The sequence below is a fragment of the Jannaschia aquimarina genome, assembly GCF_000877395.1.
GTDB classification, from domain to species: Bacteria; Pseudomonadota; Alphaproteobacteria; order Rhodobacterales; family Rhodobacteraceae; genus Jannaschia; species Jannaschia aquimarina.
On record NZ_JYFE01000020.1, the window covers coordinates 150,513 to 177,279 of the forward strand.

The window sequence follows — 26,767 nt, forward strand, 5'->3', positions numbered from 1 at the left end:
CCCGGTCTCGTCACTTCTTTTCGCACTCATGGATGGAGGGCGCGGCATGGTGCTGACGCTGAAAGATCGCGACGGGATCGCGGAGGAAGTACTGCCCGTCGGTGCATTCGCGCAGGTGATGCGCCTGCCGACCGGCTGGGAGACGGTTCCGGGCCGTGTCGCCCACATGGCGAACCGGCTGAGGGCGGCAATCGACCGCGTCGAGCAACATGTCGGCCGGATCACACTGTCGCGCGTCTTCGAGATCGAGGGAACGGCCCTGGGCGGGCGTCATCTGACCCTGCCGCGCGGCAGGCTTGCCGAGATTCTTTCGGTGCAAGTCGATGGCGCGCCCCCCGCAGGGGGGGCTCCGCAGATCCAGAACGACATTCACGCACCGGCGATCGTGCTTAAGCGGCCCGTCGTGGCCGGAGCGCGCATCACCGGCGAAGTCCGGCTGGGTCATGACCGTTGGGAAGACGTGCCCGGAGGCCTGCGGGAGGCCGTGATGCTGACCGCGGAGACGCTGGAGGAAGGCGAGGGGCCGATCCTGACGGGTGCGGCCGAAGTCATGATGGCACCCTATCGGCCGATCCGCCTGCGAGGATGGAAGTGATGCGGCGGACCTTTACGCGGCATCTGAACCGGCTTGTGCCGGAGCGGGTCTCTGACGGGGCTGGCGGGTTCGAGCGGATATGGACCGAACGGGGCAGCCTCTGGGGCGATGTCCAGGCGCGGACCGGCACGCTGCGGGTCACGGAACTGGGCGAAGAGCCGCGTCTGAAGGTGAAGATTACCGCGCACGCCCTGCCGCAGGATCACGAGGGGCGCCCCTGGCAGGGCGACCGTCTGGTCGATGGCCTGCGGGCTTACGAGGTCGAAGCGGTTCACGAGGATGACCGTCGGGGCCGCTGGCTCACGATCTACGCCCGCGAAGTCACGGAGGGCTCCCGGCCATGACATACGCCGTTTCGGCCGCGCTTCAGGCGGCCATCTACGAGGCGCTCGCAACAGATCCCGTCCTGGACGGAATGACCGGTGGCGCAATCCATGATGCAGAGCCCGAGGGCGCGGGCGACCTGTATGTCGCGCTTGGCCCCGAGGACGTCCGGCAACATGGCGATGCGACCGGCTTGGGCGCCGTGCATCGTTTGCGGATCGGTGTCGTAACCACCCGTGACGGTTTCGCCGCTGCCAAGGAGGTGGCCGGCCAGGTCAGCACGATCTTGGAGCGGCCGGGGCTGATCCTCGGGGCGGGGCGGCTGGTCAGCCTGACTTTTCAATCCGCTCGCGCCAGGCGCGACCGGAGCGCGGGCACGCGGCGCATCGACATGGTGTTCCGCGCCCGAACCGAAATCTGACGAGGAGTGACGGATATGGGTGTCCAGAGCGGGCGAGACCTTCTGCTGAAGGTCGATATCGACGGCAACGCCGTCTTCGAAACCTTTGCCGGTCTGCGGGCGACGCGGCTGGCCTTCAACAGCGGCATGGTCGACGTGACCACGTTGGACAGCGCTGGCGGCTGGCGGGAATTGCTCCACGGCGGTGGGGTCAAGTCGGCCGCTATCAGCGGATCCGGCGTCTTTCGCGACGCGGCGACCGATGCGCGGGCGCGGCAGCTATTCTTCGACGGAGAGGTCGTCACTTGGCAGGTTATCGTCCCCGACTTCGGTACAATCGAGGGTCGGTTCCAGATTACCGCCTTGGAGTTTGCCAGTTCTCACGATGGCGAGGCGACTTATGAAATCAGTCTCGCATCGGCCGGGGCCCTGACGTTCTCGCCGCTGTGAGCGTCGCGAACCCGTGGTCCGGCCAGGTTGCGCTGACCCTCGACGGCGACAGGCACGTCCTCAGGCTGACTCTCGGGGCCAACCTCGAAAACGAGGGGCTGGTCGATCTGGTCAGCCGCTTCGAACGCGGGCGGTTCGGGACCCGCGATGTCATCTCCGTTCTTCTCGCGGGTTTGCGTGGGGGTGGTTGGAGCGGGTCTGCCGAGACACTTCTGAATGGGGAGCTTGAAGGCGGTCCCGTGGAGGCAACGCGCGTCGCGGCCGAGTTGCTCGGTCGGGCCTTCGCGCTGCCCGGTGCCAGCGCATGACCGGCGGGTTGGACTGGCCCGCGCTGATGCGAGCCGGGATCCGCGGCATCGGGCTCAGGCCGGCGGATTTCTGGGAGATGACACCTGCCGAACTGGCGTTCGTCCTCGGCATCGAGGGCGGGCGCCTTCCGATGGACCGTGCCGCGCTCGAGTCGCTGGCCGCGAAGTACCCTGACCAGAAACCAGGAGAGACCGATGGATGAGCTTGAAGGCCTCGAAGACCGTTTGGAGGCGATGGAAGCGCAGATCGGAGGCGCCGAGGCCGTCGTGTCCCGGTTCACGGCCGAACTTGGAACCTTGCAAGGCGCCTTGACCTACACGAACCGCGAGGTGGCGGGACTTAGCCGCTCGTTCGGGGGCGGATTGCGGCGCGCCTTCGATGGCCTGGTCTTCGACGGCCTGAAGGCAAGTCAAGCGTTCGAGCTACTGGCGCGGTCCATGGTCAATGCCGCCTACAACACCGCGATGCGACCGGTCCAGAACGCTCTCGGAGGCGCGCTTGCCGCCGGTGTCAATGGGGTTTTCGCGAATGGCGGCGCCTTCACCCAAGGCCGCGTCACGCCCTTTGCGAAGGGTGGGGTCGTCGCCGGCGCGACGACCTTTCCGATGCGGAATGGAACCGGCCTCATGGGCGAGGCAGGGCCGGAAGCCATCATGCCGCTTACACGCGGACCCGATGGCAAGCTGGGTGTCCAGGCGTCGGGGGGCGGAGGTGCGGTCAACGTGGTCATGAACATCTCGACGCCGGACGCAGGCAGCTTCCGTCGTTCCAAGAGCCAGATCGCCGCCGAGATGGGTCGCGCCCTCTCGCGCGGTGCGCGCAACCGTTGAGGGATCGTAAATGTCGACTTCTTTCCACGAGATACGTTTTCCGGCGCGCTTATCCTTTGGATCCGTCGGCGGACCGGAGCGGCTGACCGAGGTCGTCACGCTTGCGAACGGCCATGAAGAGCGAAACACGCCGTGGGAGCATTCCCGCCGCAGATACGATGCGGCGGTCGGCGTGCGATCCCTAGATGACATTGAGGATCTCGTCGCCTTCTTCGAGGCGCGTCGTGGGCGCCTGCACGGATTTCGATGGAAGGACTGGAGCGACTACCTGAGTTGCAAGCCTTCGGTCGAGCCCGACTTCAACGATCAGAAGATCGGAGAAGGGGACGGCAATCGCACCGTCTTTCAGCTTTGCAAGACCTATCGTTCCGGAGAGCAATCCTATTGCCGGCCGATCTCCAAGCCTGTTGTCGGCACCGTCCGTATCGGACTCGCGGATGACGCTCAGATCGAAGGGGTCGACTATGACGTCGACTACACCACCGGAGTTGTGACCTTCGCCACGCCGCCGGGGGAAGGCGCAGAGGTAACCGCTGGGTACGAATACGACGTTCCGGTCCGGTTCGACACGGACGCGATCCGAACCTCGGTCGCCAGCTTCCAGGCAGGCGAAGTGCCGGACGTCCCCGTCGTGGAGTTGCGGCCATGACCGAGCTGCAGAAGCGGATGGCGGGGGGCGCGTCTTCGACCTGCCGTGCATGGGTCATTCACCGTCGAGACGGCCTCACACTGGGGTTCACCGACCACGATGGCGACCTGATGGTGGACGGTGTCCAGTGTAGCGCCACTTCGGGGCTCACTGCCGGGGCTTTGCAATTCGGCACCGGCCTCGCGGTCGACAATGCCGAAGTGGTCGGTGCCCTGTCGGATGATGCACTGACCACCGATGACATTCGTGCCGGGCGCTGGGATGGGGCAGAGGTCGTGGCGTATCTCGTCGATTGGCGTGAGCCGGACGTCTTCGAGATCCTGTTCCGTGGATCGCTGGGTGAGATCACCGAGGGTGGCGGACAATTCTCGGCCGAACTGCGAGGGATTTCGGAAGCGCTCAATACGGTTCGTGGACGGGTCTACCATTCCCGCTGCGATGCCGCGCTTGGCGATGCGCGTTGCGCGGTTGATCTGGACGCGCCCGGCCGGTCGCTGGTCGCCGAGATCATCGAGGTCACCGAAGGTGGCCGGGTGCTTTGGTTGAACGACGGATCGGGCTTTGAGGATTATTGGTTCGAGAGGGGGCGCGTGCGTATGCTGAGTGGCGCTGCTGTCGATCTTGTCGAACTCGTCAAGTTCGACAAGGCGGAAAGAGGCGGCCGCCGGATCGAGCTTTGGTCCAGCATAGGCGCGTCCATTGCGGTCGGCGACCAGGTGCGGATCGAGACGGGCTGCGACAAGTCGATGTCGACGTGTCGTGACAAGTTCGAGAACTTGCTGAACTTTCGCGGCTTTCCGCACATTCCTGGGGACAACTGGACGCTTGCTTTGCCTGCGACAGGTGCGGGCAGATGAGCCGTTTCGTGGACGCCGCTCGCCGCTGGATCGGGACCCCTTATGTCCATGGCGCATCGACATGCGGGGGTGGAACGGACTGTCTGGGTCTGATCCGTGGCGTTTGGCGGGAATGCCTCGGCTATGAGCCCGAGGACATTCCAGCCTACACCGCCGATTGGTTGGAGCCACAGCGCGATGACGCCCTGCTGGCCGCCGCCAGCCGGATCATGGTCCAGATCCCTGTCGATCGCGAGATGGTGCCTGGCCAGGTGCTTCTGTTCCGGATGCGGGCTGGTGCAGTTGCCAAGCACCTCGCGATCCTGAGCGCGGTCCAGCCGGTCCCTAAGATCATCCATGCATATAGTGGTCGAAGCGTCGTCGAGACATCGCTCTCCGCGCCTTGGGCGCGTCGCGTGGCCGCGCGCTTCGATTTCCCGACGGAGGACTGATTGATATGGCGACGCTTGTTCTGGGCGCGCTCGGCGCGACGATAGGTGGAAGCATCGGCGGTTCGGTCCTCGGATTGAGCGGTGCCGTGATCGGGCGTGCGATCGGCGCGACCGTCGGACGCGCAATCGACCAGCGGGTTCTTGGCGGTGGAGCAGAAGTCGTTGAGACGGGGCGGATCGACCGTTTTCGCCTGAGTACGGCGTCGGAAGGCAATCCCATCCCGCGGATTGTCGGTCGGATGAGGGTTGCAGGTCAGGTCATCTGGTCCACGCCCTTCGAGGAGACCGTAAACACGTCCGGCGGTGGTGGAGGAAAGGGCGGACCCTCCCAGCCCCAGGTCAAGGAATACAGTTACTCCGTCAGTCTCGCGATCGCACTCTGCGAAGGCGAGATCCTTCGTATAGGTCGGGTCTGGGCTGATGGCCGAGAGCTTGCGCTCGATGAGGTGCCCTTTCGGCTATACCGGGGCAGCGAAGATCAATTGCCGGATGCTCTGATCGAGGCTGTGGAGGGAGAGCGCAACGCGCCGGCATATCGCGGCGTCGCCTATGTCGTCATCGAGGATCTTCAGCTTGGGCCGTTCGGGAACCGGGTCCCCCAGTTCAATTTCGAGGTTGTTCGTACGTCCCGCGCGGCTGGTGAGGTACCTGCCCCGCAAGACCTCGTACAAGGCGTGGCCATGATGCCGGGGACGGGTGAGTTCGCACTGTCGACGGAGCGTGTCGACTACGCGGCGTCGGGACTTACGACGAGGTCCGCGAACGTTCACTCGGCCGCGGAAGTGCCGGACCTGCAATTGTCGTTGCGCAACCTGCGGGAAGAAGCGCCGCAGGTGAAATCGAGCTCGTTGATCGTGAGCTGGTTCGGGAGCGATCTGCGCGTCGGTGAATGCGAATTGAAGCCGAAGGTCGAGCAATCAGGCGAAGACGGCGTCCAGTTTCCGTGGAAGGTTTCGAACCTGACGCGTTCGACCGCCGAGATCCTCGCACAGCAGGGAAACGGCGCGGTCTATGGGGGCACGCCGAGCGACCTGTCCGTCATGCAGGCAATCGCTGCGATGAACGACGATGGAATGGATGTGACCTTCTATCCATTTATTCTCATGGAGCAGCTTGCAGGTAACAATTTACCCGATCCCTACGGGGCCGCCGAACAGCCCGTGCTCCCGTGGCGTGGCCGGATCACGACTTCCGTTGCACCGGGCTTCGAGGGCAGCCCGGATCGTAGCGAAGCCGCATCACAGGAGGTGGCACAGTTCTTCGGAGCGGCCGCGGCGTCGGATTTCGCTTTGGATTACGACAGGCCCGATTTCGGCGACGGAAGTGCGGGTGCGATCATCCGGGCGATCGTCGCATCTGACGGTCAGCTTAGAAGTATCCCGAAAATCGTTTATTCCGGACCGGAGGAGTGGAGCTATCGGCGCTTCATTCTCCACCAAGCCTCACTGTGCGCCGCAGCCGGCGGCGTCGAAGCATTCTGCATTGGATCCGAGATGCGCGGACTCACGCAGATCCGCGGAACGGGTGACACATTTCCAGCGGTCGACCAATTGCGGGACCTTGCGGCGGAAGTCAAAAAGATACTGCCGGATGCAAAGATCGGTTATGCAGCTGATTGGTCCGAGTATTTCGGGTACCATCCGCAAGATGGCTCCGGTGATGTCTTCTTCCATCTCGATCCGCTGTGGGCCGACCCGAATATCGATTTCGTAGGCATCGACAACTACATGCCCCTGTCCGACTGGCGGGATGGGAAGTCTCATCTGGACCAGAGTTGGGGCTCCGGGCACGATATCGGATACCTTCAAGCGAACATCGAAGGCGGCGAAGGATACGACTGGTTCTATGGAAGTCCGGAAGCACGTGATGGGCAGCGTCGGACACCGATCGTTGACGATGCGCATGGGGAGGACTGGGTCTTCCGATACAAGGACATTCGCAACTGGTGGGGATCTTATCACCACGAAAGGCGGGGAGGGGGCGTGCGGATCCCGGAACCGACCGGCTGGGAGCCCGGCCTGAAACCGATCCGCTTTACCGAATATGGCTGCGCTGCCATCGACAAGGGCGCGAACCAGCCGAATGTTTTTCTCGACCCGAAGTCTTCCGAAAGCTTTCTGCCTCACTATTCGAATGGCTTGCGCGACGATGCCATGCAGATGCAATACATCCGCGCGCTGACGACCTACTGGCAACGAGCGGACAGAAATCCTGTATTTGAGCTGTACGGGAAAGAGATGCTCGATCTGAGCCATTCCTTTCTCTGGGCATGGGATGCGCGTCCTTGGCCGACGTTCCCCAATGATCAGGAAACCTGGTCCGACGGCGAAAACTATCTGACTGGACATTGGTGGTCAGGACGCTCTGCGTCGCTGCCCCTTTCGACGGTCATAGCAGAGATCTGCATTGCCGCCGGTATCTCCCGCTTCGATGTATCCGGGGTTCGCGGGATCGTTCGCGGATACGCGATGAATGACGTGCAGACTGCACGCGCCGATCTTCAACCGCTCTTGTTTGCGTATGGAGTGGAAGCAGCCGAGATCGGGGGAGAACTACGGTTCTACATGCGTGCGGATGCCAACGATATCGTCGTTCCTGGCGAGAAGCTGGTCAGAGAGGGAGAGACCCCGATTCTGGAGGAAGTCCGGTCGCCGGATCCCGAAATTGTGGGGCAGGTGCGTGTCCACCACATCGAGTCCGATGGCAGGTTCGATCTTCGCGTGGGTGAGGCCGGTCAGCTGGTGCGCAGCGGGTTCGTACAGGTCACGGATACGGAATTGCCGGTCTCGTTGACGGCTGCGGAAGGGATTGCGATTGCCGAGCGGTACTTGGCGGAATCTCGTCTTGGACGTGAAACGATCAGCCTGCGTTTGCCGCCGTCTTGGCGGAACGTGGCTGCTGGCGACCATCTCGTCATCGAAGGGCTTGAGGGACGCTGGCGCGTAGATCGTCTCGAGGAGGGATCCGCGCGACGTATCGATGCCACGCGAACGGATCCATCCGTCTTCCATCCGTCCCGACCCGCATCCGACCTGTCACGTGTCAAACCCTACAGGGCAGGCGCTCCTCTTGCGCCGATATTCATGGATCTGCCCCTACTGACCGGATCCGAGTCCCCGCACGCTCCGCATCTTGCGGTTGCTGCACGGCCATGGCCCGGGAGCGTTGCGGCGCTGTCTTCGGCCGAAGAGGCAGGGTACATTTCCGACACGATCGTGCGAGCTCCTGCGATGTTGGGTGTGAGCGAGACACTTCTCGTGCCTGCGGCTCCAGGTGTCTGGGATCGCGGTCCTGCACTCCGCGTGCGGTTTGGCAGCGGGCAGCTTTCCCGCAGGAGCGAGGCGGCGCTGCTTGCCGGCGCCAACGTTGCGGCCATCGGTCTAGGGTTCAGACCCGGATTGGGAGATTTTCCAGTTCCGGGAGGCGGTTCCAATCGCTCAAGGTCTGTGGGAGCTTTCGATGCGCCTGCGCGGACAGAGAGGAACGGAGCGTTTGGTCCCAAAGGATGGTTGGCCTATTGGCAGCCTCGTGACGATCCTCGATGGGACGGCGGAACAAGTAAATGTCGCGCCGGACACGGTGGGGCTGCCGCGCAACTATGCAATAGGGCCGGCGCGGTTCGCGATCGACCATCCCGCCTACAAGCAGATCCAAATCACGCCCCGGGGTGTCGGACTCCGTCCTTACGCACCCGCTCACCTTCGGATGATGCGCGAAGACGATGTCCATAGGTTCACCTGGATGCGCCGGAGCCGGATCGCCGGCGATAGTTGGGACAGGGAGATTCCGCTTGGCGAGACGCGCGAGCGATACGTTGCCAATGCAAGAGTGGGTGAGCAGATCGTTTGGACAACCGAGACCGATAAGACCGAGCTTGCTCTTGATCGCGCGCTTCGCGAGGCGAACGGCCTGGAACAGGGGTACGAGCTCGAGATTGCTCAGATCTCGGATGAGTATGGACCCGGAAGCTGGGCCTCTCTCTCGGTCTCGTGAGCGAGGCAACCTTTCCTCTGGGCTCGGGTATCAGTATCGTCCTGCTCAGCGCAGGAAAGGAGGCCTTCGATGAGCCTTCAGAAAAACCCCGTTCGTCCCGTCGATTTCATCTGGGACCAGATCAAGTCCGAAGCCACGGATATCGTCAGGGACGAACCCGTTATCGGCGGTATGGTGCACGCATCGATCTTGCACCACTCGACCTTCGAGCGGGCGCTGTCACACAGATTTGCCGCCAAGCTGGCGACCGACGAGATGGGCGTGCAACTCTTGCGAGAGATCGCCGACGAGGCTTTCGCTGAGGACCCGGACATCGCCCAGCGCGCGCGCGCTGATCTTGTTGCGGTCTACGAAAGAGACCCTGCCTGTCAGCAACTGTCTCAGGCCCTCCTGTTCTTCAAGGGCTTCCAGGCGATCCAGTCCTATCGGATCGGGCACTGGCTTTGGGAACGAAAGCGAAGTCACCTTGCCTACTTCGTCCAGAACCGGACGAGCGAGGTCTTCGGAGTCGATATTCATCCCGGCGCCAAGATCGGCCAAGGTATCATGATCGATCACGCGCATTCCATTGTGGTCGGAGAGACGGCCGTGATCGGCGACAATGTGTCGATGCTGCATTCCGTGACGCTTGGCGGTACGGGAAAGGAGCACGACGACCGCCATCCCAAGATCGGGGATGGCGTCCTGATCGGGGCAGGGGCGAAGGTCCTGGGTAATATCCAGATCGGGCACTGCTCCCGGATCGCCGCCGGCTCAGTCGTTCTGGAAGATGTACCACCGATGAAGACGGTTGCCGGCGTGCCTGCCAGAATTGTGGGTGAGGCGGGATGCGCCCAGCCATCCGTGATGATGGATCAACTCATCGGGCTCAGGGACCCCTCTGGCGATTAGGTTCGCCGACAGTTTTTTTGCCCGCCCTGTTCGGTGAGCACTGCGCGGTCGCCGTCGACAAACCAGACCCACCCGTCGGCCGCGTAAGTCATGCCGGCCGTTCCCCTGACCCGTGGGAGAGATAGCTCTCGGCCATCTTCCAGCCGGATCGACGCGCTTGAAGGTGTCGTCGCGGCGGTGAGCGATGTGCCGGTGTCGCAGGAATATCGGGATCCACCCGTCAGGCTCGGAGCCGACTCGTCCGAGGGGACCGGGCTCGTCGTGTTGCATCCCGCAAGGACGAGCAGTGCGAAGACTGGACGCTTCATGCCAACATGACCATCGGGTTCTCGAGGTTCTCTGCGAGTGCCTTGAGGAAATCTGCGCCAAGCGCACCGTCTATGACGCGGTGGTCGACCGACAACGTCACGGACATGACGGTGGCTGCGGCGATCTCTCCATCACTGCCGATCACGGGCTTCTTCACGCCCGCGCCTACCGCGAGGATCGACCCATGTGGTGGGTTGATGACGGCATCGAAGTTGTCGATCCCGAACATGCCGAGATTGGAAATCGCAAAGCTGCCGCCCTGGTATTCGTGTGGCGCGAGCTTGCGGTCGCGTGCGCGCGCTGCGAGATCCTTCATCTCGCTCGAGAGCGCGGACAGCGACTTTAGGTGGGCGTCTCTCAGAACCGGTGTGAACAACCCGCCCTCGATCGCTACGGCGACGGCGACGTCGGACGGCTTCAGTTTAAGAACCCGGTCGCCTGCCCAGACAGCGTTGGCGTCCGGAACGGCCTGAAGGGCCAGGGCGCTCGCCTTGATGATGAAGTCGTTGACCGAGAGTTTCACTCCTCGGCCTTCGAGTTGCTTGTTCAGTTGGCTTCGGAACTTGAGAAGCGCATCCAATTGTATGTCGCGCCGAAGATAGAAATGCGGGATCGTTTGCTTCGCCTCAGTCAGACGCGCGGCGATCGTCTTGCGCATTCCGTCGAGCTTGACCTCTTCGAAGTCGCGATCCTCATACATCTTGAGGACCGCGTCCGCGGAGACCCCCGTCGGCATCGCAGGTTTCTGACCTTCTGTCGTGCCAGATTTCGTCGCCTCAGACGGCGATGTTGCAGCGGCCGCCTTTTCTGGGGTGAATGCCTCGACATCGGCCTTTACGATCCGGCCGCGCGGACCGCTGCCTTTGACATCGGTGAGATCGATCCCCTTGTCCCTGGCGATCCGTCGCGCGACCGGCGTGGCGAAGACGCGGTCGCTGCCTGAAGACGCCTCTTTCGCGGGCGTCTCGCTTGCCTTGCCGGCACCGGAGTTACTCCCGCCTTCCTCGCGCCCGTAGCCGGCTTGCGGTTCCGTCATCGGCGTCGGTTCCGCGGGGGCCGTGTTCGAGGACCCGTCGGACGATGCCGCATCCACCGCGGACGCGTCTTCGCCTTCTTCGAGAAGGACTGCGATCGGGGAATTCACCTTCACGCCTTCAGTCCCCTCGGAGACGATGATCTTCCCGATTACGCCCTCGTCTACCGCCTCGAACTCCATGGTGGCCTTGTCGGTCTCGATCTCTGCGAGGAGGTCTCCGGAAGAGACGGTGTCCCCTTCTTTCACCAGCCATTTTGCAAGTGTTCCTTCCTCCATCGTGGGGGAAAGGGCGGGCATCAGGATTTCCGTCGCCATGTCTGTCTTCCCTCAGCGATAGGTCACTTTTTTGACGGCCTCGATGACTTCCGGGACGGATGTCAGGGCCAGCTTTTCGAGGTTCGCCGCATAAGGCATCGGAACATCCTTGCCCGTGCACGTGATCACAGGCGCGTCGAGGTAGTCGAAAGCGCGCTGCATGATCGTGCTCGCGATATGATCGCTGAAGCTGGCAACAGGGAAGCCTTCTTCGACCGTGACGCACCGGTTCGTCTTCATGACCGAAGCAAGCACAGTGTCGTAATCGACCGGACGAAGGGTCCTCAGATCGATCACCTCTGCGTCGATGCCCTCTTCCGAGAGCTTTTCGGCAGCCTCCAGGGCGTAGGTCATCCCGATGCCCCAACTGACAATGGTCACATCCTTGCCTTCCCGCCAGATGCGGGCCTTGCCGAAAGGAATGGTGAAGTCATCCAGTTTCGGCACATCGAAAGAGCGTCCATAGAGGATCTCGTTTTCGAGGAAGATGACCGGGTTCGGATCCCGGATCGCCGATTTGAGCAGGCCTTTCGCATCGGCGGCCGAATACGGTTGCACCACTTTGAGGCCGGGAACGCTGGCATACCACGCGGCGTAGTCCTGGCTGTGCTGGGCCGCCACGCGTGCGGCCGCGCCGTTCGGGCCGCGGAACACAATCGGGCATCCCATCTGGCCCCCCGACATGTAGAGCGTCTTAGCCGCCGAGTTGATGATCTGGTCGATGGCCTGCATGGCGAAGTTGAACGTCATGAACTCGACGATCGGGCGCAACCCGCCGAACGCGGCACCGACGCCGATGCCGGCGAAACCATGCTCGGTGATTGGCGTGTCGATCACGCGACGGTCGCCGAATTCTTCCAGCATATTCTGGGTGATCTTGTAGGCGCCTTGGTACTCGGCGACCTCCTCGCCCATGATGAAGACGTTGTCGTCCGCGCGCATTTCCTCTGCCATGGCGTCCCGCAGCGCTTCGCGGACGGTCTGGGTCACCATTTCGGTCCCTTCCGGCCAGTCCGGCGAGGCGTTCGATTTCGGAACATCTTCTTCTGACGGCGCCGCAGTCGCAGCGGGGGCCGGGTCGGCGCGGCCCTCGGGGCCGTCGAGCGGTTCGGGGACCGGGGTGCTCTGTTCCGTCGTCTCGATATCGTCGGCATTCTCTCCCTCTTCGAGAAGGACGGCGATGGGCGAATTCACCTTCACGCCTTCGGTGCCTTCGGAGACGATGATCTTGCCGATCGTACCTTCATCGACGGCTTCGAACTCCATCGTGGCCTTGTCGGTCTCGATCTCTGCGAGGATATCGCCCGAGGCGACGGTATCGCCCTCCTTCACGAGCCATTTCGCAAGCGTCCCCTCTTCCATCGTGGGCGAGAGCGCGGGCATCAGGATTTCGGTCGCCATCAGACTGCCTCCCCTTGCGGAAGCTCTTCCGCGTAGATGTCCGTCCAGAGCTCGCTCTCATCGGGTTCGGGGCTTTCCTTCGCGAACTCGGCGCTTTCGTTGACGATTTCCTTGATCTCCTTGTCGATGGCCTTGAGATCGTCTTCGGTCGCGTGGTCGCCGGTCAGGAGCATCTGGCGCACCATCTCGATCGCGTCCCGCTCGTCGCGCATCTTCTGAACTTCGTCACGGGTCCGGTACTTGGCGGGATCCGACATCGAATGCCCGCGATAGCGGTACGTCTTCACTTCGAGGATGTAGGGGCCCTTGCCGGCACGGCAGTAGGCGACGGCTTTCTCTCCCGCTGCCTTCACGGCCAGCACATCCATCCCGTCGACTTCCTCTCCCTCGATCCCGTAGGCGGCGCCGCGCTCCCAGTAGCTGGGTGACTTGGTCGAGCGCTTGGTCGACGTCCCCATCGCGTATTGGTTGTTCTCGATGACGAAGATGCAGGGCAGATCCCAGAGTTCTGCCATGTTGTAGGTCTCGTAGACCTGACCCTGGTTGGCCGCCCCGTCGCCGAAATAGGTGAACGTTACGTTGTCGTTGCCTTTGTACTTGTCCGCAAATGCAAGGCCCGCTCCGATCGGAACCTGTGCGGCGACGATGCCGTGGCCGCCGTAGAAATGCTTCTCACGGCTGAACATGTGCATCGAGCCGCCCTTGCCCTTGGAATAGCCGCCTTCGCGACCCGTCAGCTCGGCCATGACGCCCTTGGGGTCCATGCCGCAGGCCAGCATGTGGCCGTGATCGCGGTAGGAGGTCACGCGCTTGTCGCCGTCCTTGGCGGCCGCTTCCAATCCGACGACGACGGCCTCCTGTCCGATGTAGAGGTGGCAGAATCCGCCGATCAGCCCCATGCCGTAAAGCTGACCCGCCTTCTCTTCGAAGCGGCGGATCAAGAGCATGTCGCGGTAATACTGCTTGAGTTCGTCTGCGGATACGTTCGGCTTCGCCTTCGCGGCGCTACGTCGTGCGGCCATCCCGCCTCCTCCCAGTTAGCGGTTGTTCAACGTTGAACAACCGGTAGCGCGTCTGGTTCCCCAAGGGAAGTGCAGCACTTGCAAAACGGGGTTGCACGGAAACGTCACCAAGGCCCGGAACGCCGATCCGGATCGGCTGGTCGGGGTCTGCGCGTCGGTTATTCGACGACGATCTCATCCGCGCGGACGAGGCCCAGGATGTCCCGCGCGCGTTCGTCCAGCAGGTCCAGATCGAGGTAATCGTCCGACAGGCGGCGCGTCCGGTCCCGCAATGCGGCGACGCGCGCATCCAGCATCGCAAGCTCGGCCCGCAACTCCGTACGCTCCGCCTCCAGTTCGATGCGCCTCAGGAGTCCGCCTTCGCCCTGGATCGCGGCGAACACGAAATAGCCGCCGAAGGTCAGGATGCCGATCGGAAGGAGGAAGCCGTAGCCCCGGGTTTGCCTGCTCATCATCGCCTCTTTCGGGTCGGGCGTTTCAGGCCTTGTGGCACGCGGCAGCGCATAGTCAAACCCCGGGGCGCGCGTTCCCGCTGCGCCCCGTGGGAAAAAGGACTCACCCGGCGACCGAAGCGTCCCGGATGGACTGGATCGTGGTGTCCAGCGTGGCGTCGAACTCCGCTTCCGATTGCTGTGCCGACAGCCCCTCGGTCAGGGCGCGGCTGAAGCTGGCAATCATTCCGCGGTTCCGTGCGAGGCGCGCATTCGCCTCCTCGCGCGAATAACCGCCGGACAGAGCCACAACCGAAAGCACCTTCGGATGGTCGACGAGCTCGGCGTAGAGGTTCGGCTCTTCGGGAAGGGTCAGTTTGAACATGACCCGCTGACCGTCCGGAACGGCATTCAGCCCTTCCAGCAGGGCGTCCTTCAGCAAGGCTTCCGCTTCGGCCTTGTCGGCGATCGAGATCGTCACCTCCGGTTCCAGGATCGGCACCAGATCGTGCTTGAGGACCTGTCGTCCGACATCGAACTGCTGGGCTGCGACCTTGCGGATGCCTTCCGCGTCCGCCTTGCCGATCACGGAGCGTTCCTTGGTCCCGAAGATGCCCTTCGCTTTCGCCCGTTCCAGCGTCGCGTCGAGGCCGGCAATCTCCTTCATGAGCTGCATGCCGCCCTCTTCATCGGCCAGACCGTGGTCGATCTTGAGGAACGGCACGACGCCCTTTTCCTCCCAGAGGTATTCGGCAGCTGGGCGGCCGTGGAAATCCCGGTCCATCGTCTGCTCGAACAGGATCGCTCCGACGACGCGGTCGCCGTTGAAGGCAGGGCTTCCGACGATCCGCGAGCGCATCTCGTGGATCTTGTCGAACATCTCGTCTTCGCCGGAATACTCGTTCTCCTCGACACCGTAGAGGCGCAGCGCCTTCGGCGTGGAGCCGCCCGACTGGTCCAGTGCGGCGATGAAGCCCTGACCCGCCTCGATCTTGGCGGCCTGCTGTTCGTTCGGCATTCGGGTTCTCCCTGACTTCGTTTGGGTTGGACTAGGTGGTGGCCTGTCCGCACGCAACCGCGATGGCGCTAACGGTCGCCCGGCGACAGCCATCCCGCAAGCGCGACTGCCTCGGCGTCTTGTGCGACCGGGATCCAGGCATCGACGCCATCCGACGGGACCGCGCGATCGATCCGATCCAGCAGGGCTTGCGCGTCGCGGCTGCCGCGTCCGGCGGCGATACTGGCGTAGATCAGCGCGTGGCGCAGCGAGCGGCGGGCATCGACCCCGCGAAGATGCGCTTCGGCCCGGGCCAGCAACTCGTTCGCCGGCCCGGCCATGTCATCTTCCGTCGGGTCCGGAGCGGCGGATTGAAGACGCAGGACGGTGTTGAACGGAAGGGTCCCTTCCAGCCGGTCCAGAAGGCCCCGCAGACCGGCCGCGCCGCCGGGGCCTGCCGCCAAGGCGTAGGCATAGGCGGCCTCTGGGTCGCGCCGCTCCAGCGCCCGGGCGAGGGCCAGAGACACTTCCGTATCGCCGCCTTCGGAGAGGTCGGCGAGAAGGCGTTCGGCCTCTGCCAGGTTCCGAGGGGCGCCATCGCCCCGCAACAACGCGAGGCCGACCGTGCGCCTCGAGTCCGGCGGCAGCGCGTCGGTCCGTTGTATCGCGGGCAGGACGCTCGTGATCGGCAGGGCTTCGCGCTCCGACGCGCGATCTGCGCCGACCCGCGGTTCAAGAAGCCCGATCAGGGGCAGGGGGCCCTCGTCGAGGCGCTGAATCAGGTCGGGGTCGATGGTTCGGGGCTCGGACGCGGGAAACCCGGTCTCGATCACGAGCCTATCCGGGTCCGCCACGAAAGCGGCCCATCCGCTGGCCAGTTCCTCGATGAAAGCCTGTGCCGCGAGAGAGTCCTGCGCAGACCCCGCACCGATCATTCCCGATCCGTTCTGGCGAACGAATTGCGCTGCGTTCGCGGGATCCGTGGCCTCGGGCGGCAGGAACGGCGCGGCGATGTCCCAAGCTCCAAGGTCCTGCAAGGCGACCGTCGCGCCGGAAAGGCGAGCCCACAGGGCAGGCTCACTCCTGTTGGCCACTTCGCGCAGCGAGAAGTAATCGAAATCCACATCCGCCGTGACGGCGACCCGCTCTTCCAGCGTCGTCCGAAGCCCGACCTGAAGGCCCGAACTCGGCATGTCGTAGGCATAGTCGATGACCGCTTCGGGAAGCCTGATCCGCCCGCCGGGCAGAAAGGCGCCGGCCGCGATCCCCTGGGGCCCGAAACACGTGGCGGGCACGTCGATCCCCCGAAGCTCGACATGTCCGCTGAGCGTCACGAGCGAGACCGGGTTTTCCGTGCGGATCTCGATCAGATCGACGCTGGCGGGACAGTCGATCGCTCCGGTCAGCCGGGCCGGGATCACCATCTCGACGCCTTCCATCGCGATCCGGCCATCGAGAAGGGAAATCGCCATGTCCCCGTAGGTCAGTTCGATCTGCGTTCGCAGCGCGAAGATGCCGGATTGCAGGAACTGCATCGCGATCGCGTCGGGATTGATCAGATCCCAGAACGTCCGCTCCTGCGCGTGCGCGGGCATCGTGGTCAGGGCAAGTGCCGTGCAGGCGAGAAGTCGGCGCATCGTATCCTCCGTCGATCGTGTCGCAGTTCAGGGCCGCCGGAACCGGCGGTCCTTGCGTGGGTCAGGTCTTGGCCAGGGTGCCGGAACGCGACAGCAGACGGCGCGTGATCCCGGCGACGATCCCGCGCGGAGCAAGGCGCGCCATCGCGACCGTCGCCTTGTTCTGCGCCCCCGGGACGACCACGCGTTGCCCCGTGATCATTCCGTTCCAGCCTGCTTCGGCGACCGAGGCTGCACTCGGCAGACGGCCGACCTTGGTGATATTGACTTCCGTCATGTCGGCGTCGTTGAAGAAGTTGGATTGCGTCGCTCCGGGGCAGAGTGCCGTCACGCTGATCCGCGTGTCGCGCAATTCGACATCCGCCGCCTCGGACAGCGACAGCAGGAAAGCCTTTGTCGCATGATAGACGGCCATGCCGGGACCCGGCATGAATGCCGCGACGGACGCGACATTCAGGATCCGGGACCGCGCGCCATGCTCCTGCATATGCGCGACGGCCAGCTTCATCAGCCGGGTGGCCGCCACAACGTTGACCTCGATCGACACCGCTTCGCGATCCCAGCCCTGCGGATCGACGAAAGCACCATTATAGCCGAGGCCCGCATTGTTCACGAGGATCTCGATCTCGCGTCGATCCACGGCGCTTTTCCAGAGCCGATCCGCTTCGCCGGGCTTGGAGAGGTCCGCTGGAATGACGACGGTGTCGTTCCCGAGTTCCTCGGCCAGGGCCGCCAGCTTGTCCTCCGACCGCGCCGTCAGGATGACCTTGCGTCCCGATTTCGCGGCACGGCGCGCCAATTCCTTGCCGATGCCTTCGGATGCCCCGGTCACGAGAGTGAAGCGGTCCATCGCTCAGCCCTCCAACGCGGCGACGCCGGGCAGTTTCTTGCCTTCCATCCATTCCAGGAAGGCCCCGCCCGCCGTCGAGATATAGGTGAAATCGTCGGCAACCCCGGCTTGGTTTAGGGCCGCGACCGTGTCGCCGCCGCCCGCGACCGAGACCAGCTTGCCTGCGCGGGTCAATTCGGCCGCATGGCGCGCTGCCTCGACCGTGGCGCGGTCGAAGGGCGTCATCTCGAAGGCGCCCAGCGGCCCGTTCCAGACCAGCGTGGCGCATCCGTCCAGGACCGTACGGATATGAGCGACCGAATCCGGCCCGGCATCGAGGATCATCCATCCTTCGGGTACGTCCTCGACCTTGACGGTTCGGGTGGGCGGATCCGCCTCGAAGGTTTCCGCCACCACCACGTCACGCGGCAGAAGGATCGTGCAGCCTGCGGCTTCGGCCTTGGCAACGATCTCGCGCGCCGTGTCGGCAAGGTCGTGTTCGCACAGCGACTTGGCCACGTCGAAGCCCTGCGCGGCCAGGAAGGTATTGGCCATGCCGCCGCCGATGATCAGGTGCTGCACCTTGCTCACGAGGTTGCCCAGAAGGTCCAGCTTGGTCGAGACCTTGGCCCCGCCGACGACCGCCGCGACGGGTGGCGTCGGGGTCCCGAGCGCCTTTTCAAGCGCCTCGAGTTCGGCCTGCATGGCGCGCCCGGCGAAGGCGGGCAGGTGGTGGGCCAGCCCTTCGGTCGTCGCATGCGCCCTGTGGGCCGCGCTGAAGGCGTCGTTGCAATAGAGGTCTCCGACCGAAGCCAGCCGTTCGGCGAAACCGGGATCGTTCTGTTCCTCGCCGGGGTTGAAGCGGACATTCTCGAACAGGATCACGCTGCTATCGGGCATGTCGGCAACGGCCTGGCCGTAATTGCTGTCGGCGAAGGCCACATCTCGGCCCAGCACCTCTGCGACCGCGGGGACGATCTGGCGCAGCGACATCTCCGGCACGACCTTTCCCTTCGGCCGTCCGAAATGTGCGAGCAGCACGACCTTGGCGCCCTTGTCCGACAATTCGCGGATCGTGGGCGCCACGCGCTCGATCCGGGTCGTGTCGCTGACCCGGCCGTCCTTGACGGGCACGTTCAGGTCGACCCGGGTCAGGACAGCCTTTCCGGCCACCTCCATGTCGTCGAGGGTGCGAAAGGCCATGCCGTCCTCCGGGTCTTTGCCTGCTTTCGATGAGTGGGGTCGCGTTCGGAACCTCAGATCAGCTTGCCCATGGCGACGGCGGTGTCGGCCATCCGGTTCGAGAAGCCCCATTCGTTGTCGTACCAGGTCAGGATCCGGCACATCTTGCCGCCCTCCATCACCTTGGTCTGGTCCAGCGCGAAGATGCTGGAATGGGGATCGTGGTTGAAGTCGCTGCTGACGAGCGGCTCTTCGGTGAACCCCAGAACGCCCTTCAGCGGCCCCTCGGCGGCCGAGCGGACGGCTTCGTTGATCTCGTCGACGCTGGTGTCACGCGAAGCCGTGAAGGTCAGATCGACCACCGAGACGTTCGGCGTCGGCACGCGGATGGCGACGCCGTCCAGTTTGCCGTTCAGATCGGGCAGCACCAGACCAACGGCCTTGGCCGCCCCGGTCGAAGTCGGGATCATCGACAGGGCCGCGGCACGGGCGCGGTAGAGATCCTTGTGCATCGTGTCCAGCGTCGGCTGGTCGCCGGTATAGGAATGGATCGTGGTCATGAACCCGCGTTCGATCCCGATGGCGTCGTGCAGGACGTGAGCGACGGGCGCGAGGCAATTCGTCGTGCAGGACGCGTTCGAGACGACGATGTCATCGCTCGTCAGCACGTCGTGGTTCACGCCGTAGACGATCGTCTTGTCCGCGTTCTTTCCGGGCGCCGAGATCAGGACCCGGCTCGATCCGTTGTCGAGATGGGCCTGGCACGCCTCCTTGGAGGTGAAGATGCCGGTACATTCCATCACCACGTCGACATCGGACCAGGGCAGGTCTGCGGGGTTGCGCTCGGCGGTGACCTTCATCGGCCCGCGGCCCACGTCGATTGTGTCGCCATCGACCTTCACCTCTGCGGGAAAGCGCCCGTGGACGCTGTCGTAGCGCAGCAGGTGTGCGTTCGTCTCGACCGGTCCGAGGTCGTTGATCGCCACCACTTCGATGTCGGTGCGTCCCGACTCGATGATCGCGCGCAGAACGTTGCGTCCGATGCGGCCGAAGCCGTTGATCGCCACCTTGACCATGGTTTCCTCCGGGTCTGTCGCAGGATTTCCCTGCCGTCGCGGCAGCCGCTACCATGGGTGCCGCGGGGCCTCAACAGGGGCTCAGCGCCAGAAGGCGAGCCACCGCACGAGGCCGAGCAGCTCGCGACCCAGAAAGATCAGCGTCTCGCTTTCGTTCAACGCCCAGTCGGCAAGGACGAGCAATACGAGGGCGAGACCGAGCAGGAGGGCGACGCGATTGGTCATGCCCCGTCCTGCCACCCACGGGCGGCAGAGGAAAGGCTTGGCGTGCCGTCTGGATCCGACCGGCCGGACAGCCTGCTTGCGTGCGCTGCCGGACGCCCAGATCCGACCAAGGGGATCGGATGGATCGCAGCCGCGTTGACGCCGGGCACGCAAGCCTAGATCAATCACCCGACAAGACGGAGACGATCATGAGCGGACTTCTCGCCCTGCTGGACGACGTGGCGGCCATCGCCAAGGTCGCGTCGGCGTCCATCGACGATGTGATTGGCCAGGCTTCCAAGGCCGGGGTCAAGGCCGCCGGTGCCGTGATCGACGATGCGGCCGTGACGCCGAAATACGTCCACGGATTCGCGGCGGCGCGAGAGATCCCGATCGTCTGGAAGATCGCGCGCGCCTCGATCTTCAACAAGCTGGTGATCCTGCTGCCTGCCGCGATCCTGTTGGGGCAGTTCGCGCCGTGGCTGATCCCGTACTTCCTGATCCTCGGCGGGCTATATCTCTGCTACGAGGGGGCCGAGAAGATCTGGCATGCGCTCACCCATGAAGTGAGCCATGCCGCGATCGAGGACCCGGAGCATACGCCTCTCGACGCCGCCCATCTGGAAGAGCAGCGCGTGAAGGGCGCAATTAAGACCGATTTCATTCTCTCCGCAGAGATCATGACCATCGCTCTGGCCGCGACGGACGGGACGCGGGGATGGGTCTTCCAGGCCGCAGTGCTCGCCGTGATCGCGGTCGCGATCACGATCGCCGTCTACGGGTCGGTCGCGTTGATCGTGAAGGCCGATGATTTCGGCCTGCATCTCGCCAACGAGGGGCGGACGTCCTTCGGCCGGTCTCTGGGACGAGGAATCGTCAAGGGGATGCCGGGTTTCATGAAGGCGCTGACCATCATCGGGACCGCCGCGATGCTCTGGGTCGGCGGCAACATCGTCGTCCATGCCCTGCACGAGATCGGATGGCATCTGCCCTACGACACGATCAAGACCTGGGCCGCGGCCGTGGCAGAGGGCGGCTTCGGGAACTGGGCCGCGGTCGCAGCGATGGATGGCGTGATCGGCGTCCTTCTCGGCTCCGCGCTCATCCCGGCGATCGGGTTCATGAAGCCGAAGAAGGCCGAGGCGCACTGAAATCCGTCCCCGCGTCGGTCAGATAGGTGCGGGACGGCGCCGGGTGGGTGCCGCTCGCGCGGGCCTAACGGCGGGCCTCTTCGATCACCGGCAGGAACTGGTCTTCGGCGACCGACCGCGTGATCGGACCGGCAAAGCGCAAGAGGACGGTGCCGTCCCCGTCCAGCACAAAGGTCTCCGGCACCCCGTAAAGACCCCAGTCGAGGCCCGTCCGCCCCTCGTCCACGCCGATGGCGCTGAAGGGGTCGCCCAGTTCCGCCAGGAAGGCGAGCGCGTTCTCCGGGCTGTCCTTGTAGTTCACGCCGTAGACGGGAAGCTCTTCGGCCAACGCTTCGAGCTGGGGATGCTCTACCCGGCAGGGAACGCACCAGCTGGCCCAGAAATTCACCAGCTTGACCTCTCCATCCGTCAGCATCTCCGGCGTCAAGGCCGTCTTGCCGGGTAGCTCGGTCAGGCTGATCGCGGGCGCCTCACGGCCGATCAGGGCCGAGGGCAGGGTGTCCGGATCCTCGCGGAACAGGCCGGACAACAGAAAGCCACCCAGCGCCGCGAAGATCGCGACGGGCACGAGCGCCATCCATTTCACTGTTCTTCCTCCTCCAGTCGGGCGCGGACGGCGCGGGATGCCAGAACCGATTGCAGGATCAACCCACCAATGCCGACGGCGCTGACACCCAGCGCAAGCCAGACATCGAAAGCATAGCGTCCGAAATCGAGGCTCATGCCGTCCGCTCCCGCAGGGTGATGGCATGGAGGCGACGGCGCCGGATCTCTGTCCGGGTGCGCATCAGGACGAGCGCGACGAACAGGAAGACGAAGCCCGCCAATGTGATCACGAGCGGTATCCAAAAGACGTCCGAGATGTTCTCTTCGGCATCCAGCGAGAGCGACGCGCCCTGATGCAGGCCCTGGTTCCAGAATTGCGCCGCGTAGCGCGAGATGACGGCGAAGACGCTCCCGACGAGGCACAGGATCGACGTCAGATCGGCGGCGGCGTCCGGGTTCTCGATCGCCTGCCAGAGCGCGACGTATCCCAGATAGAACAGGAACAGGATCAGGAACGAGGTCAGGCGCGGATCCCACGCCCAGTAGGTGCCCCACATCGGCTTGCCCCAGATCGCGCCGGTGGCCAGTGCGATGGCGGTCATCACCAGACCCACGGGCGCGGCGGCCCGGGCCGCCAGCGCGCTGACGTGGTGGCGCCGGATCAGCCAGATCAGCGAGGTCACGAGCATCATGAACCACGCGTTGATGGCGATGAACGCTGTGGGCACGTGGACGTAGATGATCTTGACCGAGTGTCCCATCCGGAAATCCTCGGGCGTGGCCAGGACGCCCCAGCCCAGGCCGACCGCGCAGAGCAGCACGGCAACCGCCCAGCACCAGGGCTGAACCTTGGCCGTAAGCGCCATGAACCGGCGGGGGTTCGCATACTCCCAGAGCGACATGAGCCGACAGCTAAGGCGCGGCGCGGCCGGCCACAAGACACGCAAGTGTCATCTCAGGTTCACCCGCAGCGCGGCGGCCGTGGCAAAGGGCAGCAGGGCGATCGCGCCCAGCGTCAGGGCGGCCGTCAGGACAAGGGGCAGCGTCGGATCGAGACCCTGCGCCGCCCGTCGCACGCAATCGGCACCGAAGACCAGCGTCGGCACGTACATGGGCAGGACGATCAGCGACAGAAGCAGCGACCCCCGCCTCAACCCCACGGTCAGCGCCGCCCCGAATGTCCCGATGGCCGAGAGCGCCGGTGTGCCCACCGCGAGCGCGGCAATCAGCCACGGCAGCGCTGAAGGGGGCAGGAACAGGAGAGGGGCAAGGACCGGGGCCGCGACCGTCAGGGGCAGACCGGTCGTGATCCAATGGGCCAGTGCCTTGGACACGGCTACGGCCTCCGGCGGCAGTGGGGCCGTCAGAAGCGCGTCGAGCGAGCCGTCTTCGCGGTCCAGCGCGAAGATACGGTCCAGCGACAAGAGGCAGGCCAGCAGCGCGCCCAGCCAAAGTGCGCCGGGGGCGAGGGGCGCGAGGACGGCCTCGGTCGGCCCGACGCCAAGGGCGGTCAATGTCACGAAGATCAGAAAGAACCCGAGACCCAGTCCGAATCCGCCCCCGGCCCGGATCGCCAGCCGCAGATCGCGCGCGACGAGGGCGATCACTCGATCGCCTCGGCGAAGGGATCGTCCGCGCGCGTGGGCGCGGCCGCGGCAAATGCACCCAGATTGAGTGGATCCGCATCGAGGCCCAGGTCGATATGGGTGGCGATGGCCGCGCTTCCGCCCTCGGCGAGGTGCGCCCGCACCGCATCCGCGAACCGGGCGACGTTCTCGGCGTCCAGCGAAACCGTCGGCTCGTCCAGCAGCCAGATCGGTCGGCCGGTCAGCATCATCCGCGCCAGACCGGTCCGCCGCCTCTGCCCCGCAGACAGATCCGCAGCCCGTCGCCGCAACAGGGGAGCCAGGCCAAATGCTTGCACCGCGCGCGAGACGGCGTCGGCCCCCGTGCCGAAGATCGCCGCCCAGAAGGAAAGGTTCTCGGCAACCGTGAGCTGGTCCTTCAGGGCGTCGGCATGAGCGCCGTAGGCGAAGGCTTCATCAGGGGCGTCGATCGACCCCGCCACGGGCGCCGCCAGTCCGGCGAGGGTCCGCAACAGCGTCGTCTTGCCCACGCCGTTCGGCCCGCGGATCGCGACCGCCCTGCCGTCGGGCACGCGGAACGAAACGCCACGCAGCACCAATGCCTCGCCGCGCCGGCACGCAAGATCGCTCACACCCCATTCCATCCCGCGAGGGGTAGCCTGCCTTCGGCCGCGCGAAAACCCGCCCTTTTGCGGAGGCAGGGATCGCGGGCTGTCGGGTCTATCCGGCGCCGTTCAGGAGCCAGCCGATCAATAGAACCTGCGGCACCGTCAGGAGCGGCAGCAAAAGCGCGGCCTTCAGGCGGCCCGTCACCTGTCGCAGGACCATCGTCTCGGTGTAATCCGTGGCTGCGCCGGCCATGAGGAAGGTGAAGGCGTTACCCGGCGCGGCGGCGCGGTTCATCAGATCGGCCGCGATGGGCACCGACCCTTCGGAGCAGACCTCGATGATCGTCGCGGCCAGAAGCGTCGTGAAGAGCCCCAGCAGCGTAGCCCCGAACCATGTCTGGAAAATCTCGGTCGGAACGGTCGTCTGGATCAGGGCGGCCAGGACGACCCCGAAGAAGAGCCAGCGCAAGACCATCCGGCTCGCCGTGACCGACCGCTTGGCGACATCCTTCGCGAAGGCGAGATCGAACCGTGTCCCCCGCAGGCCGGATCTGGCTTCGGACCAGACGTGGAAATCGTCAGGAAGGTCGATCCGGTTCGGATTCGGGCGAACACGACCGGCCCGCTCCAACGCTTCGACTGCCAGGCCGGTCGCGAAGGCGATGGCAAGAGACGCGAAGAGGAACAGCAGCATCCAGCCCCAGCCCATCAGAACGCCGATGATGATCGTCAGCGAAAGCGAGTTCCAAGGCGATGCGATCAGGAATGCGAAGACCTGACCAAGGCTCGCCCCCCTCTCATAGAGCTTGGCCCCCACCATCAGGACGCCGTGATTGCACAGATCCAGCAGGACGCCGGCGCCCAAGGCGCGAAGGACGCTGCGCGCGCCCTGATCCCGGCCGATGATGCCGATGACGAATTCACGGGGCACCCTGTCGATCAGCCCGACGGCCAGCATCCCGACGAGGATGCCCCACCACATGACGTTCATCATCTTCTGCACGCTGTGGGCGAACCGGCCCAAACCGTAAGGGGCGTCGTGGGGCAGAACGAATCCAGCGACATAGAAAACGACGATGATCGCGGCCGAGCCCCAGAGAAGCCAGTCCAGTCTGCGCCATACGGGCGCGTCGGCGGCCGGGGCTGTCCCGCCGCAGCAGGACGCGCCGTCGGCAACGGACGCCTTCACGGGTGGGATGCCCTCGGCGGCCGCTGCTCTGGACGCGCAGCAGCCGGTGTTGCGGTCAACCTGATCCGTGACGTCTGTCATTCGGCGAACTCCATCTTCACCTCCAGGGTAGGGCTTCCAGCTACTGGAAGCTCAAGGGGCGGCGCGCTGTTTTTTTTTCGCCTCGCCTCGCCTCGCCTCGCCTCGCCTCGCTTCGCCTCGCCTCGACGGGTGCCCCATGTCGCTGGAATCCCCGGATGCGCCGCACAGAGAAGGATGGGACCGTCGACGGGATCGACGTGCGGGGCAGGGGGCCGCGCAATCGGAGCCCCTACATCTCCATGACGATCCGGCCGTCGATCTTCCCCTGCTCCATGGCCTCGAAGATGCCGTTGATGTTGTCCAGCCTGTCCGTTGCATAATGCGAAGCCACGGTGCCTTCGGCGGCGAAGGACAGGCTTTCGGCAAGGTCCGCGCGGGTGCCGACGATCGAGCCCCGGATCGTCTTCCGGTTCAGGACGACGTCGAAGATGTTGAGCGAAAAATCTCCGGGCGGAAGACCGACGAGGCTCATGGTGCCACCGGGTGCCAGCATGCCCACGGCTTGCGTGAAGGCACTGTTCGAGACCGCCGTGACCAGAACGCCGTCGGCCCCTCCGAGTCGGGTCACCTCGTCCACGGGATCGGTATCGCCGGCATTGATGGTGGTCTCCGCGCCGAGGTCGCGGGCCAGACGGAGCTTGTCCTCCGCGATGTCGACGGCGATGACGTGCAGCCCCATTGCGCGAGCGTATTGCACGGCCAGATGCCCAAGGCCGCCGATCCCTGATATCACGACGCTTTGCCCGGGTCTGAGGTCGCATTCCTTCAGACCCTTGTAGACCGTGACACCGGCACAGAGTATCGGTGCCGCCGGCGCGAAATCCAAGGCGCCGGGCAGATGGCCGACATAGGCCGGATCGGCCTCGACATATTCGGCGAACCCTCCGTTCACGGTATAACCGGTATATTGCGGCTCCGTCCGGCAGAGGGTTTCCCATCCCGTCACGCAGGCGGTGCAGTGGCCACAGGCATGGTGAAGCCACGGCACCCCGACCCGGTCCCCCTCCTTGACGGAAGCCACGCCGCGCCCGACTTCGGCGACGATCCCGACGCCTTCGTGGCCGGGAATGAAGGGCGGCTCCGGCTTGACCGGCCAGTCGCCACGCGCCGCGTGCAGGTCCGTGTGGCAGACACCGCAGGCCTCGATCTTCACCAGGATCTTTCCGTCGGAAACGGTCGGCCTTTCGACCTCCTTGATTTCGAGCGGCTTGGAGAAATCGGTGACGACGGCTGCTTTCATTGTCGACGGCATGATGCGGGCTCCCTCTGGTCGGGGCCGGAATCCGGGATGAGCTCGCGTGTCCGGTCCGGGCAAGATCGCCGTTTGGCGCACGGACACGCAGTCGCATCCCGAAGGGTCACACGTCGGCACAACCACAGTGCCGACGCGGCTCCGGCCTTCTGCAATAGGATCGGTATATCAGAGTTTGCAACCGTC

30 protein-coding genes and 1 pseudogene are annotated in these 26,767 nt (G+C 64.6%); 13 read left to right on the forward strand and 18 right to left on the reverse strand.

The window, feature by feature from the left end; translation table 11 throughout:
* Nucleotides 1–46: 46 nt before the first annotated feature.
* The 12 genes and pseudogenes from jaqu_RS05080 (at nucleotide 47) to cysE (ending at nucleotide 9,729) form a co-directional block, all read left to right on the forward strand.
* Nucleotides 47–595, forward strand: a complete 549-nt coding sequence (locus jaqu_RS05080; RefSeq protein ID WP_043917855.1) for a hypothetical protein — start codon at nucleotides 47–49, stop codon at nucleotides 593–595.
* Nucleotides 595–939, forward strand: a complete 345-nt coding sequence (locus tag jaqu_RS05085; protein ID WP_043917856.1) for a head-tail adaptor protein — start codon at nucleotides 595–597, stop codon at nucleotides 937–939. Before jaqu_RS05080 ends, jaqu_RS05085 begins: the two co-directional genes overlap by 1 nt.
* Nucleotides 936–1,340, forward strand: a complete 405-nt coding sequence (locus tag jaqu_RS05090; RefSeq protein WP_043917857.1) for a DUF3168 domain-containing protein — start codon at nucleotides 936–938, stop codon at nucleotides 1,338–1,340. Before jaqu_RS05085 ends, jaqu_RS05090 begins: the two co-directional genes overlap by 4 nt.
* A gap of 15 nt (nucleotides 1,341–1,355) precedes the next feature.
* Complete coding sequence (locus jaqu_RS05095) at nucleotides 1,356–1,769, forward strand: phage major tail protein, TP901-1 family (protein ID WP_043917858.1); 414 nt, start codon at nucleotides 1,356–1,358, stop codon at nucleotides 1,767–1,769.
* Nucleotides 1,766–2,077 (forward strand): gene transfer agent family protein, encoded by a 312-nt coding sequence (locus jaqu_RS05100; RefSeq protein WP_043917859.1) that lies wholly within the window; start codon nucleotides 1,766–1,768, stop codon nucleotides 2,075–2,077. The genes jaqu_RS05095 and jaqu_RS05100 overlap by 4 nt, the downstream gene beginning before the upstream one ends.
* The gene (locus jaqu_RS05105) at nucleotides 2,074–2,280 is read left to right on the forward strand and encodes a rcc01693 family protein (RefSeq protein WP_043917860.1); all 207 of its coding nucleotides are present in this window, start codon (nucleotides 2,074–2,076) and stop codon (nucleotides 2,278–2,280) included. The genes jaqu_RS05100 and jaqu_RS05105 overlap by 4 nt, the downstream gene beginning before the upstream one ends.
* Nucleotides 2,273–2,908 (forward strand): phage tail tape measure protein, encoded by a 636-nt coding sequence (locus jaqu_RS05110; protein ID WP_043917861.1) that lies wholly within the window; start codon nucleotides 2,273–2,275, stop codon nucleotides 2,906–2,908. The genes jaqu_RS05105 and jaqu_RS05110 overlap by 8 nt, the downstream gene beginning before the upstream one ends.
* A gap of 10 nt (nucleotides 2,909–2,918) precedes the next feature.
* Nucleotides 2,919–3,557 (forward strand): DUF2460 domain-containing protein, encoded by a 639-nt coding sequence (locus tag jaqu_RS05115; protein ID WP_043917862.1) that lies wholly within the window; start codon nucleotides 2,919–2,921, stop codon nucleotides 3,555–3,557.
* Nucleotides 3,554–4,414: a DUF2163 domain-containing protein gene (locus jaqu_RS05120; RefSeq protein WP_043917863.1), complete on the forward strand. Its 861-nt coding sequence runs from the start codon at nucleotides 3,554–3,556 to the stop codon at nucleotides 4,412–4,414. Before jaqu_RS05115 ends, jaqu_RS05120 begins: the two co-directional genes overlap by 4 nt.
* Nucleotides 4,411–4,845 (forward strand): C40 family peptidase, encoded by a 435-nt coding sequence (locus tag jaqu_RS05125; RefSeq protein ID WP_043917864.1) that lies wholly within the window; start codon nucleotides 4,411–4,413, stop codon nucleotides 4,843–4,845. The genes jaqu_RS05120 and jaqu_RS05125 overlap by 4 nt, the downstream gene beginning before the upstream one ends.
* A gap of 5 nt (nucleotides 4,846–4,850) precedes the next feature.
* Nucleotides 4,851–8,838: pseudogene (locus jaqu_RS05130) on the forward strand (baseplate multidomain protein megatron).
* Between the two features lie 69 nt (nucleotides 8,839–8,907).
* Nucleotides 8,908–9,729, forward strand: a complete 822-nt coding sequence (cysE, locus tag jaqu_RS05135; RefSeq protein ID WP_043917865.1) for a serine O-acetyltransferase — start codon at nucleotides 8,908–8,910, stop codon at nucleotides 9,727–9,729.
* Here cysE and jaqu_RS22370 read toward each other — a convergent pair.
* The 11 genes from jaqu_RS22370 to jaqu_RS21840 form a co-directional block, all read right to left on the reverse strand.
* Nucleotides 9,726–10,037 (reverse strand): MliC family protein, encoded by a 312-nt coding sequence (locus tag jaqu_RS22370; protein ID WP_084629424.1) that lies wholly within the window; start codon nucleotides 10,035–10,037, stop codon nucleotides 9,726–9,728. The two genes, cysE and jaqu_RS22370, sit on opposite strands and share 4 nt — an antisense overlap.
* Complete coding sequence (locus jaqu_RS05140; protein WP_043917866.1) at nucleotides 10,034–11,389, reverse strand: pyruvate dehydrogenase complex dihydrolipoamide acetyltransferase; 1,356 nt, start codon at nucleotides 11,387–11,389, stop codon at nucleotides 10,034–10,036. The genes jaqu_RS22370 and jaqu_RS05140 overlap by 4 nt, the downstream gene beginning before the upstream one ends.
* Before the next feature lie 12 nt (nucleotides 11,390–11,401).
* Nucleotides 11,402–12,790, reverse strand: a complete 1,389-nt coding sequence (locus jaqu_RS05145; RefSeq protein ID WP_043917867.1) for a pyruvate dehydrogenase complex E1 component subunit beta — start codon at nucleotides 12,788–12,790, stop codon at nucleotides 11,402–11,404.
* Nucleotides 12,790–13,812: a pyruvate dehydrogenase (acetyl-transferring) E1 component subunit alpha gene (gene pdhA / locus jaqu_RS05150; RefSeq protein WP_043917868.1), complete on the reverse strand. Its 1,023-nt coding sequence runs from the start codon at nucleotides 13,810–13,812 to the stop codon at nucleotides 12,790–12,792. The genes jaqu_RS05145 and pdhA overlap by 1 nt, the downstream gene beginning before the upstream one ends.
* 158 nt (nucleotides 13,813–13,970) lie before the next feature.
* Nucleotides 13,971–14,264 (reverse strand): FtsB family cell division protein, encoded by a 294-nt coding sequence (locus jaqu_RS05155; protein WP_043917869.1) that lies wholly within the window; start codon nucleotides 14,262–14,264, stop codon nucleotides 13,971–13,973.
* A gap of 103 nt (nucleotides 14,265–14,367) precedes the next feature.
* The gene (locus jaqu_RS05160; RefSeq protein WP_043917870.1) at nucleotides 14,368–15,261 is read right to left on the reverse strand and encodes a fructose bisphosphate aldolase; all 894 of its coding nucleotides are present in this window, start codon (nucleotides 15,259–15,261) and stop codon (nucleotides 14,368–14,370) included.
* 68 nt (nucleotides 15,262–15,329) lie between these two features.
* A complete protein-coding gene (locus tag jaqu_RS05165; RefSeq protein ID WP_043917871.1) occupies nucleotides 15,330–16,877 on the reverse strand; it encodes a hypothetical protein in 1,548 nt (515 codons plus the stop codon).
* A 61-nt stretch (nucleotides 16,878–16,938) separates the two neighbouring features.
* On the reverse strand, nucleotides 16,939–17,727 hold the full coding sequence (locus jaqu_RS05170) for an SDR family NAD(P)-dependent oxidoreductase (RefSeq protein ID WP_043917872.1): 789 nt from the start codon (nucleotides 17,725–17,727) through the stop codon (nucleotides 16,939–16,941).
* A gap of 3 nt (nucleotides 17,728–17,730) precedes the next feature.
* Nucleotides 17,731–18,909 (reverse strand): phosphoglycerate kinase, encoded by a 1,179-nt coding sequence (locus jaqu_RS05175; RefSeq protein WP_043917873.1) that lies wholly within the window; start codon nucleotides 18,907–18,909, stop codon nucleotides 17,731–17,733.
* 53 nt (nucleotides 18,910–18,962) lie between these two features.
* The gene (gene gap, locus jaqu_RS05180) at nucleotides 18,963–19,964 is read right to left on the reverse strand and encodes a type I glyceraldehyde-3-phosphate dehydrogenase (RefSeq protein WP_043917874.1); all 1,002 of its coding nucleotides are present in this window, start codon (nucleotides 19,962–19,964) and stop codon (nucleotides 18,963–18,965) included.
* A gap of 81 nt (nucleotides 19,965–20,045) precedes the next feature.
* A complete protein-coding gene (locus jaqu_RS21840; protein WP_043917875.1) occupies nucleotides 20,046–20,189 on the reverse strand; it encodes a hypothetical protein in 144 nt (47 codons plus the stop codon).
* Between the two features lie 188 nt (nucleotides 20,190–20,377).
* Here jaqu_RS21840 and jaqu_RS05190 point away from each other — a divergent pair, with 188 nt between their 5' ends.
* Nucleotides 20,378–21,319: a DUF808 domain-containing protein gene (locus tag jaqu_RS05190; protein WP_043917936.1), complete on the forward strand. Its 942-nt coding sequence runs from the start codon at nucleotides 20,378–20,380 to the stop codon at nucleotides 21,317–21,319.
* Nucleotides 21,320–21,383: 64 nt separating this feature from the next.
* Here the strand turns inward: jaqu_RS05190 and jaqu_RS05195 are convergent, their stop codons facing one another.
* The 7 genes from jaqu_RS05195 to adhP form a co-directional block, all read right to left on the reverse strand.
* The gene (locus jaqu_RS05195) at nucleotides 21,384–21,896 is read right to left on the reverse strand and encodes a DsbE family thiol:disulfide interchange protein (protein WP_043917937.1); all 513 of its coding nucleotides are present in this window, start codon (nucleotides 21,894–21,896) and stop codon (nucleotides 21,384–21,386) included.
* Nucleotides 21,897–21,901: 5 nt separating this feature from the next.
* Nucleotides 21,902–22,042 carry a heme exporter protein CcmD gene (gene ccmD / locus jaqu_RS20985; protein ID WP_084629426.1) on the reverse strand — a complete coding sequence of 47 codons (141 nt, stop codon included), beginning with the start codon at nucleotides 22,040–22,042 and terminating at the stop codon, nucleotides 21,902–21,904.
* Nucleotides 22,039–22,767: a heme ABC transporter permease gene (locus tag jaqu_RS05200; protein WP_043917876.1), complete on the reverse strand. Its 729-nt coding sequence runs from the start codon at nucleotides 22,765–22,767 to the stop codon at nucleotides 22,039–22,041. Before jaqu_RS05200 ends, ccmD begins: the two co-directional genes overlap by 4 nt.
* Before the next feature lie 48 nt (nucleotides 22,768–22,815).
* Complete coding sequence (gene ccmB, locus jaqu_RS05205) at nucleotides 22,816–23,472, reverse strand: heme exporter protein CcmB (RefSeq protein WP_043917877.1); 657 nt, start codon at nucleotides 23,470–23,472, stop codon at nucleotides 22,816–22,818.
* Nucleotides 23,469–24,095, reverse strand: coding sequence for a heme ABC exporter ATP-binding protein CcmA (gene ccmA / locus jaqu_RS05210; RefSeq protein ID WP_043917878.1), 627 nt, complete (start codon nucleotides 24,093–24,095; stop codon nucleotides 23,469–23,471). Before ccmA ends, ccmB begins: the two co-directional genes overlap by 4 nt.
* A gap of 76 nt (nucleotides 24,096–24,171) precedes the next feature.
* Entirely contained in the window at nucleotides 24,172–25,329 is a 1,158-nt protein-coding gene (locus jaqu_RS05215; RefSeq protein ID WP_043917879.1) for a permease, read from the reverse strand.
* Between the two features lie 229 nt (nucleotides 25,330–25,558).
* Complete coding sequence (gene adhP / locus jaqu_RS05220) at nucleotides 25,559–26,569, reverse strand: alcohol dehydrogenase AdhP (protein WP_236687795.1); 1,011 nt, start codon at nucleotides 26,567–26,569, stop codon at nucleotides 25,559–25,561.
* Nucleotides 26,570–26,767 lie beyond the last annotated feature (198 nt).

Bases quoted from the DNA above. Each gene is read 5' to 3' on its own strand.
- jaqu_RS05110 (WP_043917861.1), top strand. From the start codon at position 2,273: ATGGATGAGCTTGAAGGCCTCGAAGACCGTTTGGAGGCGATGGAAGCG.
- jaqu_RS05170 (WP_043917872.1), bottom strand. From the start codon at position 17,727: ATGGACCGCTTCACTCTCGTGACCGGGGCATCCGAAGGCATCGGCAAG.
- jaqu_RS05160 (WP_043917870.1), bottom strand. From the start codon at position 15,261: ATGCCGAACGAACAGCAGGCCGCCAAGATCGAGGCGGGTCAGGGCTTC.
- ccmD (WP_084629426.1), bottom strand. From the start codon at position 22,042: ATGAGCCTCGATTTCGGACGCTATGCTTTCGATGTCTGGCTTGCGCTG.
- jaqu_RS05095 (WP_043917858.1), top strand. From the start codon at position 1,356: ATGGGTGTCCAGAGCGGGCGAGACCTTCTGCTGAAGGTCGATATCGAC.
- pdhA (WP_043917868.1), bottom strand. From the start codon at position 13,812: ATGGCCGCACGACGTAGCGCCGCGAAGGCGAAGCCGAACGTATCCGCA.
- jaqu_RS21840 (WP_043917875.1), bottom strand. From the start codon at position 20,189: ATGACCAATCGCGTCGCCCTCCTGCTCGGTCTCGCCCTCGTATTGCTC.
- cysE (WP_043917865.1), top strand. From the start codon at position 8,908: ATGAGCCTTCAGAAAAACCCCGTTCGTCCCGTCGATTTCATCTGGGAC.
- gap (WP_043917874.1), bottom strand. From the start codon at position 19,964: ATGGTCAAGGTGGCGATCAACGGCTTCGGCCGCATCGGACGCAACGTT.
- jaqu_RS05105 (WP_043917860.1), top strand. From the start codon at position 2,074: ATGACCGGCGGGTTGGACTGGCCCGCGCTGATGCGAGCCGGGATCCGC.
- jaqu_RS05215 (WP_043917879.1), bottom strand. From the start codon at position 25,329: ATGACAGACGTCACGGATCAGGTTGACCGCAACACCGGCTGCTGCGCG.
- ccmA (WP_043917878.1), bottom strand. From the start codon at position 24,095: ATGGAATGGGGTGTGAGCGATCTTGCGTGCCGGCGCGGCGAGGCATTG.
- jaqu_RS05195 (WP_043917937.1), bottom strand. From the start codon at position 21,896: ATGGCGCTCGTGCCCGTCGCGATCTTCGCGGCGCTGGGTGGCTTTCTG.
- jaqu_RS05175 (WP_043917873.1), bottom strand. From the start codon at position 18,909: ATGGCCTTTCGCACCCTCGACGACATGGAGGTGGCCGGAAAGGCTGTC.
- jaqu_RS22370 (WP_084629424.1), bottom strand. From the start codon at position 10,037: ATGAAGCGTCCAGTCTTCGCACTGCTCGTCCTTGCGGGATGCAACACG.
- jaqu_RS05140 (WP_043917866.1), bottom strand. From the start codon at position 11,389: ATGGCGACGGAAATCCTGATGCCCGCCCTTTCCCCCACGATGGAGGAA.
- jaqu_RS05085 (WP_043917856.1), top strand. From the start codon at position 595: ATGCGGCGGACCTTTACGCGGCATCTGAACCGGCTTGTGCCGGAGCGG.
- jaqu_RS05120 (WP_043917863.1), top strand. From the start codon at position 3,554: ATGACCGAGCTGCAGAAGCGGATGGCGGGGGGCGCGTCTTCGACCTGC.
- jaqu_RS05155 (WP_043917869.1), bottom strand. From the start codon at position 14,264: ATGAGCAGGCAAACCCGGGGCTACGGCTTCCTCCTTCCGATCGGCATC.
- jaqu_RS05190 (WP_043917936.1), top strand. From the start codon at position 20,378: ATGAGCGGACTTCTCGCCCTGCTGGACGACGTGGCGGCCATCGCCAAG.
- jaqu_RS05115 (WP_043917862.1), top strand. From the start codon at position 2,919: ATGTCGACTTCTTTCCACGAGATACGTTTTCCGGCGCGCTTATCCTTT.
- adhP (WP_236687795.1), bottom strand. From the start codon at position 26,569: ATGAAAGCAGCCGTCGTCACCGATTTCTCCAAGCCGCTCGAAATCAAG.
- jaqu_RS05145 (WP_043917867.1), bottom strand. From the start codon at position 12,790: ATGGCGACCGAAATCCTGATGCCCGCGCTCTCGCCCACGATGGAAGAG.
- jaqu_RS05200 (WP_043917876.1), bottom strand. From the start codon at position 22,767: ATGTCGCTCTGGGAGTATGCGAACCCCCGCCGGTTCATGGCGCTTACG.
- jaqu_RS05125 (WP_043917864.1), top strand. From the start codon at position 4,411: ATGAGCCGTTTCGTGGACGCCGCTCGCCGCTGGATCGGGACCCCTTAT.
- jaqu_RS05090 (WP_043917857.1), top strand. From the start codon at position 936: ATGACATACGCCGTTTCGGCCGCGCTTCAGGCGGCCATCTACGAGGCG.
- jaqu_RS05080 (WP_043917855.1), top strand. From the start codon at position 47: ATGGTGCTGACGCTGAAAGATCGCGACGGGATCGCGGAGGAAGTACTG.
- jaqu_RS05165 (WP_043917871.1), bottom strand. From the start codon at position 16,877: ATGCGCCGACTTCTCGCCTGCACGGCACTTGCCCTGACCACGATGCCC.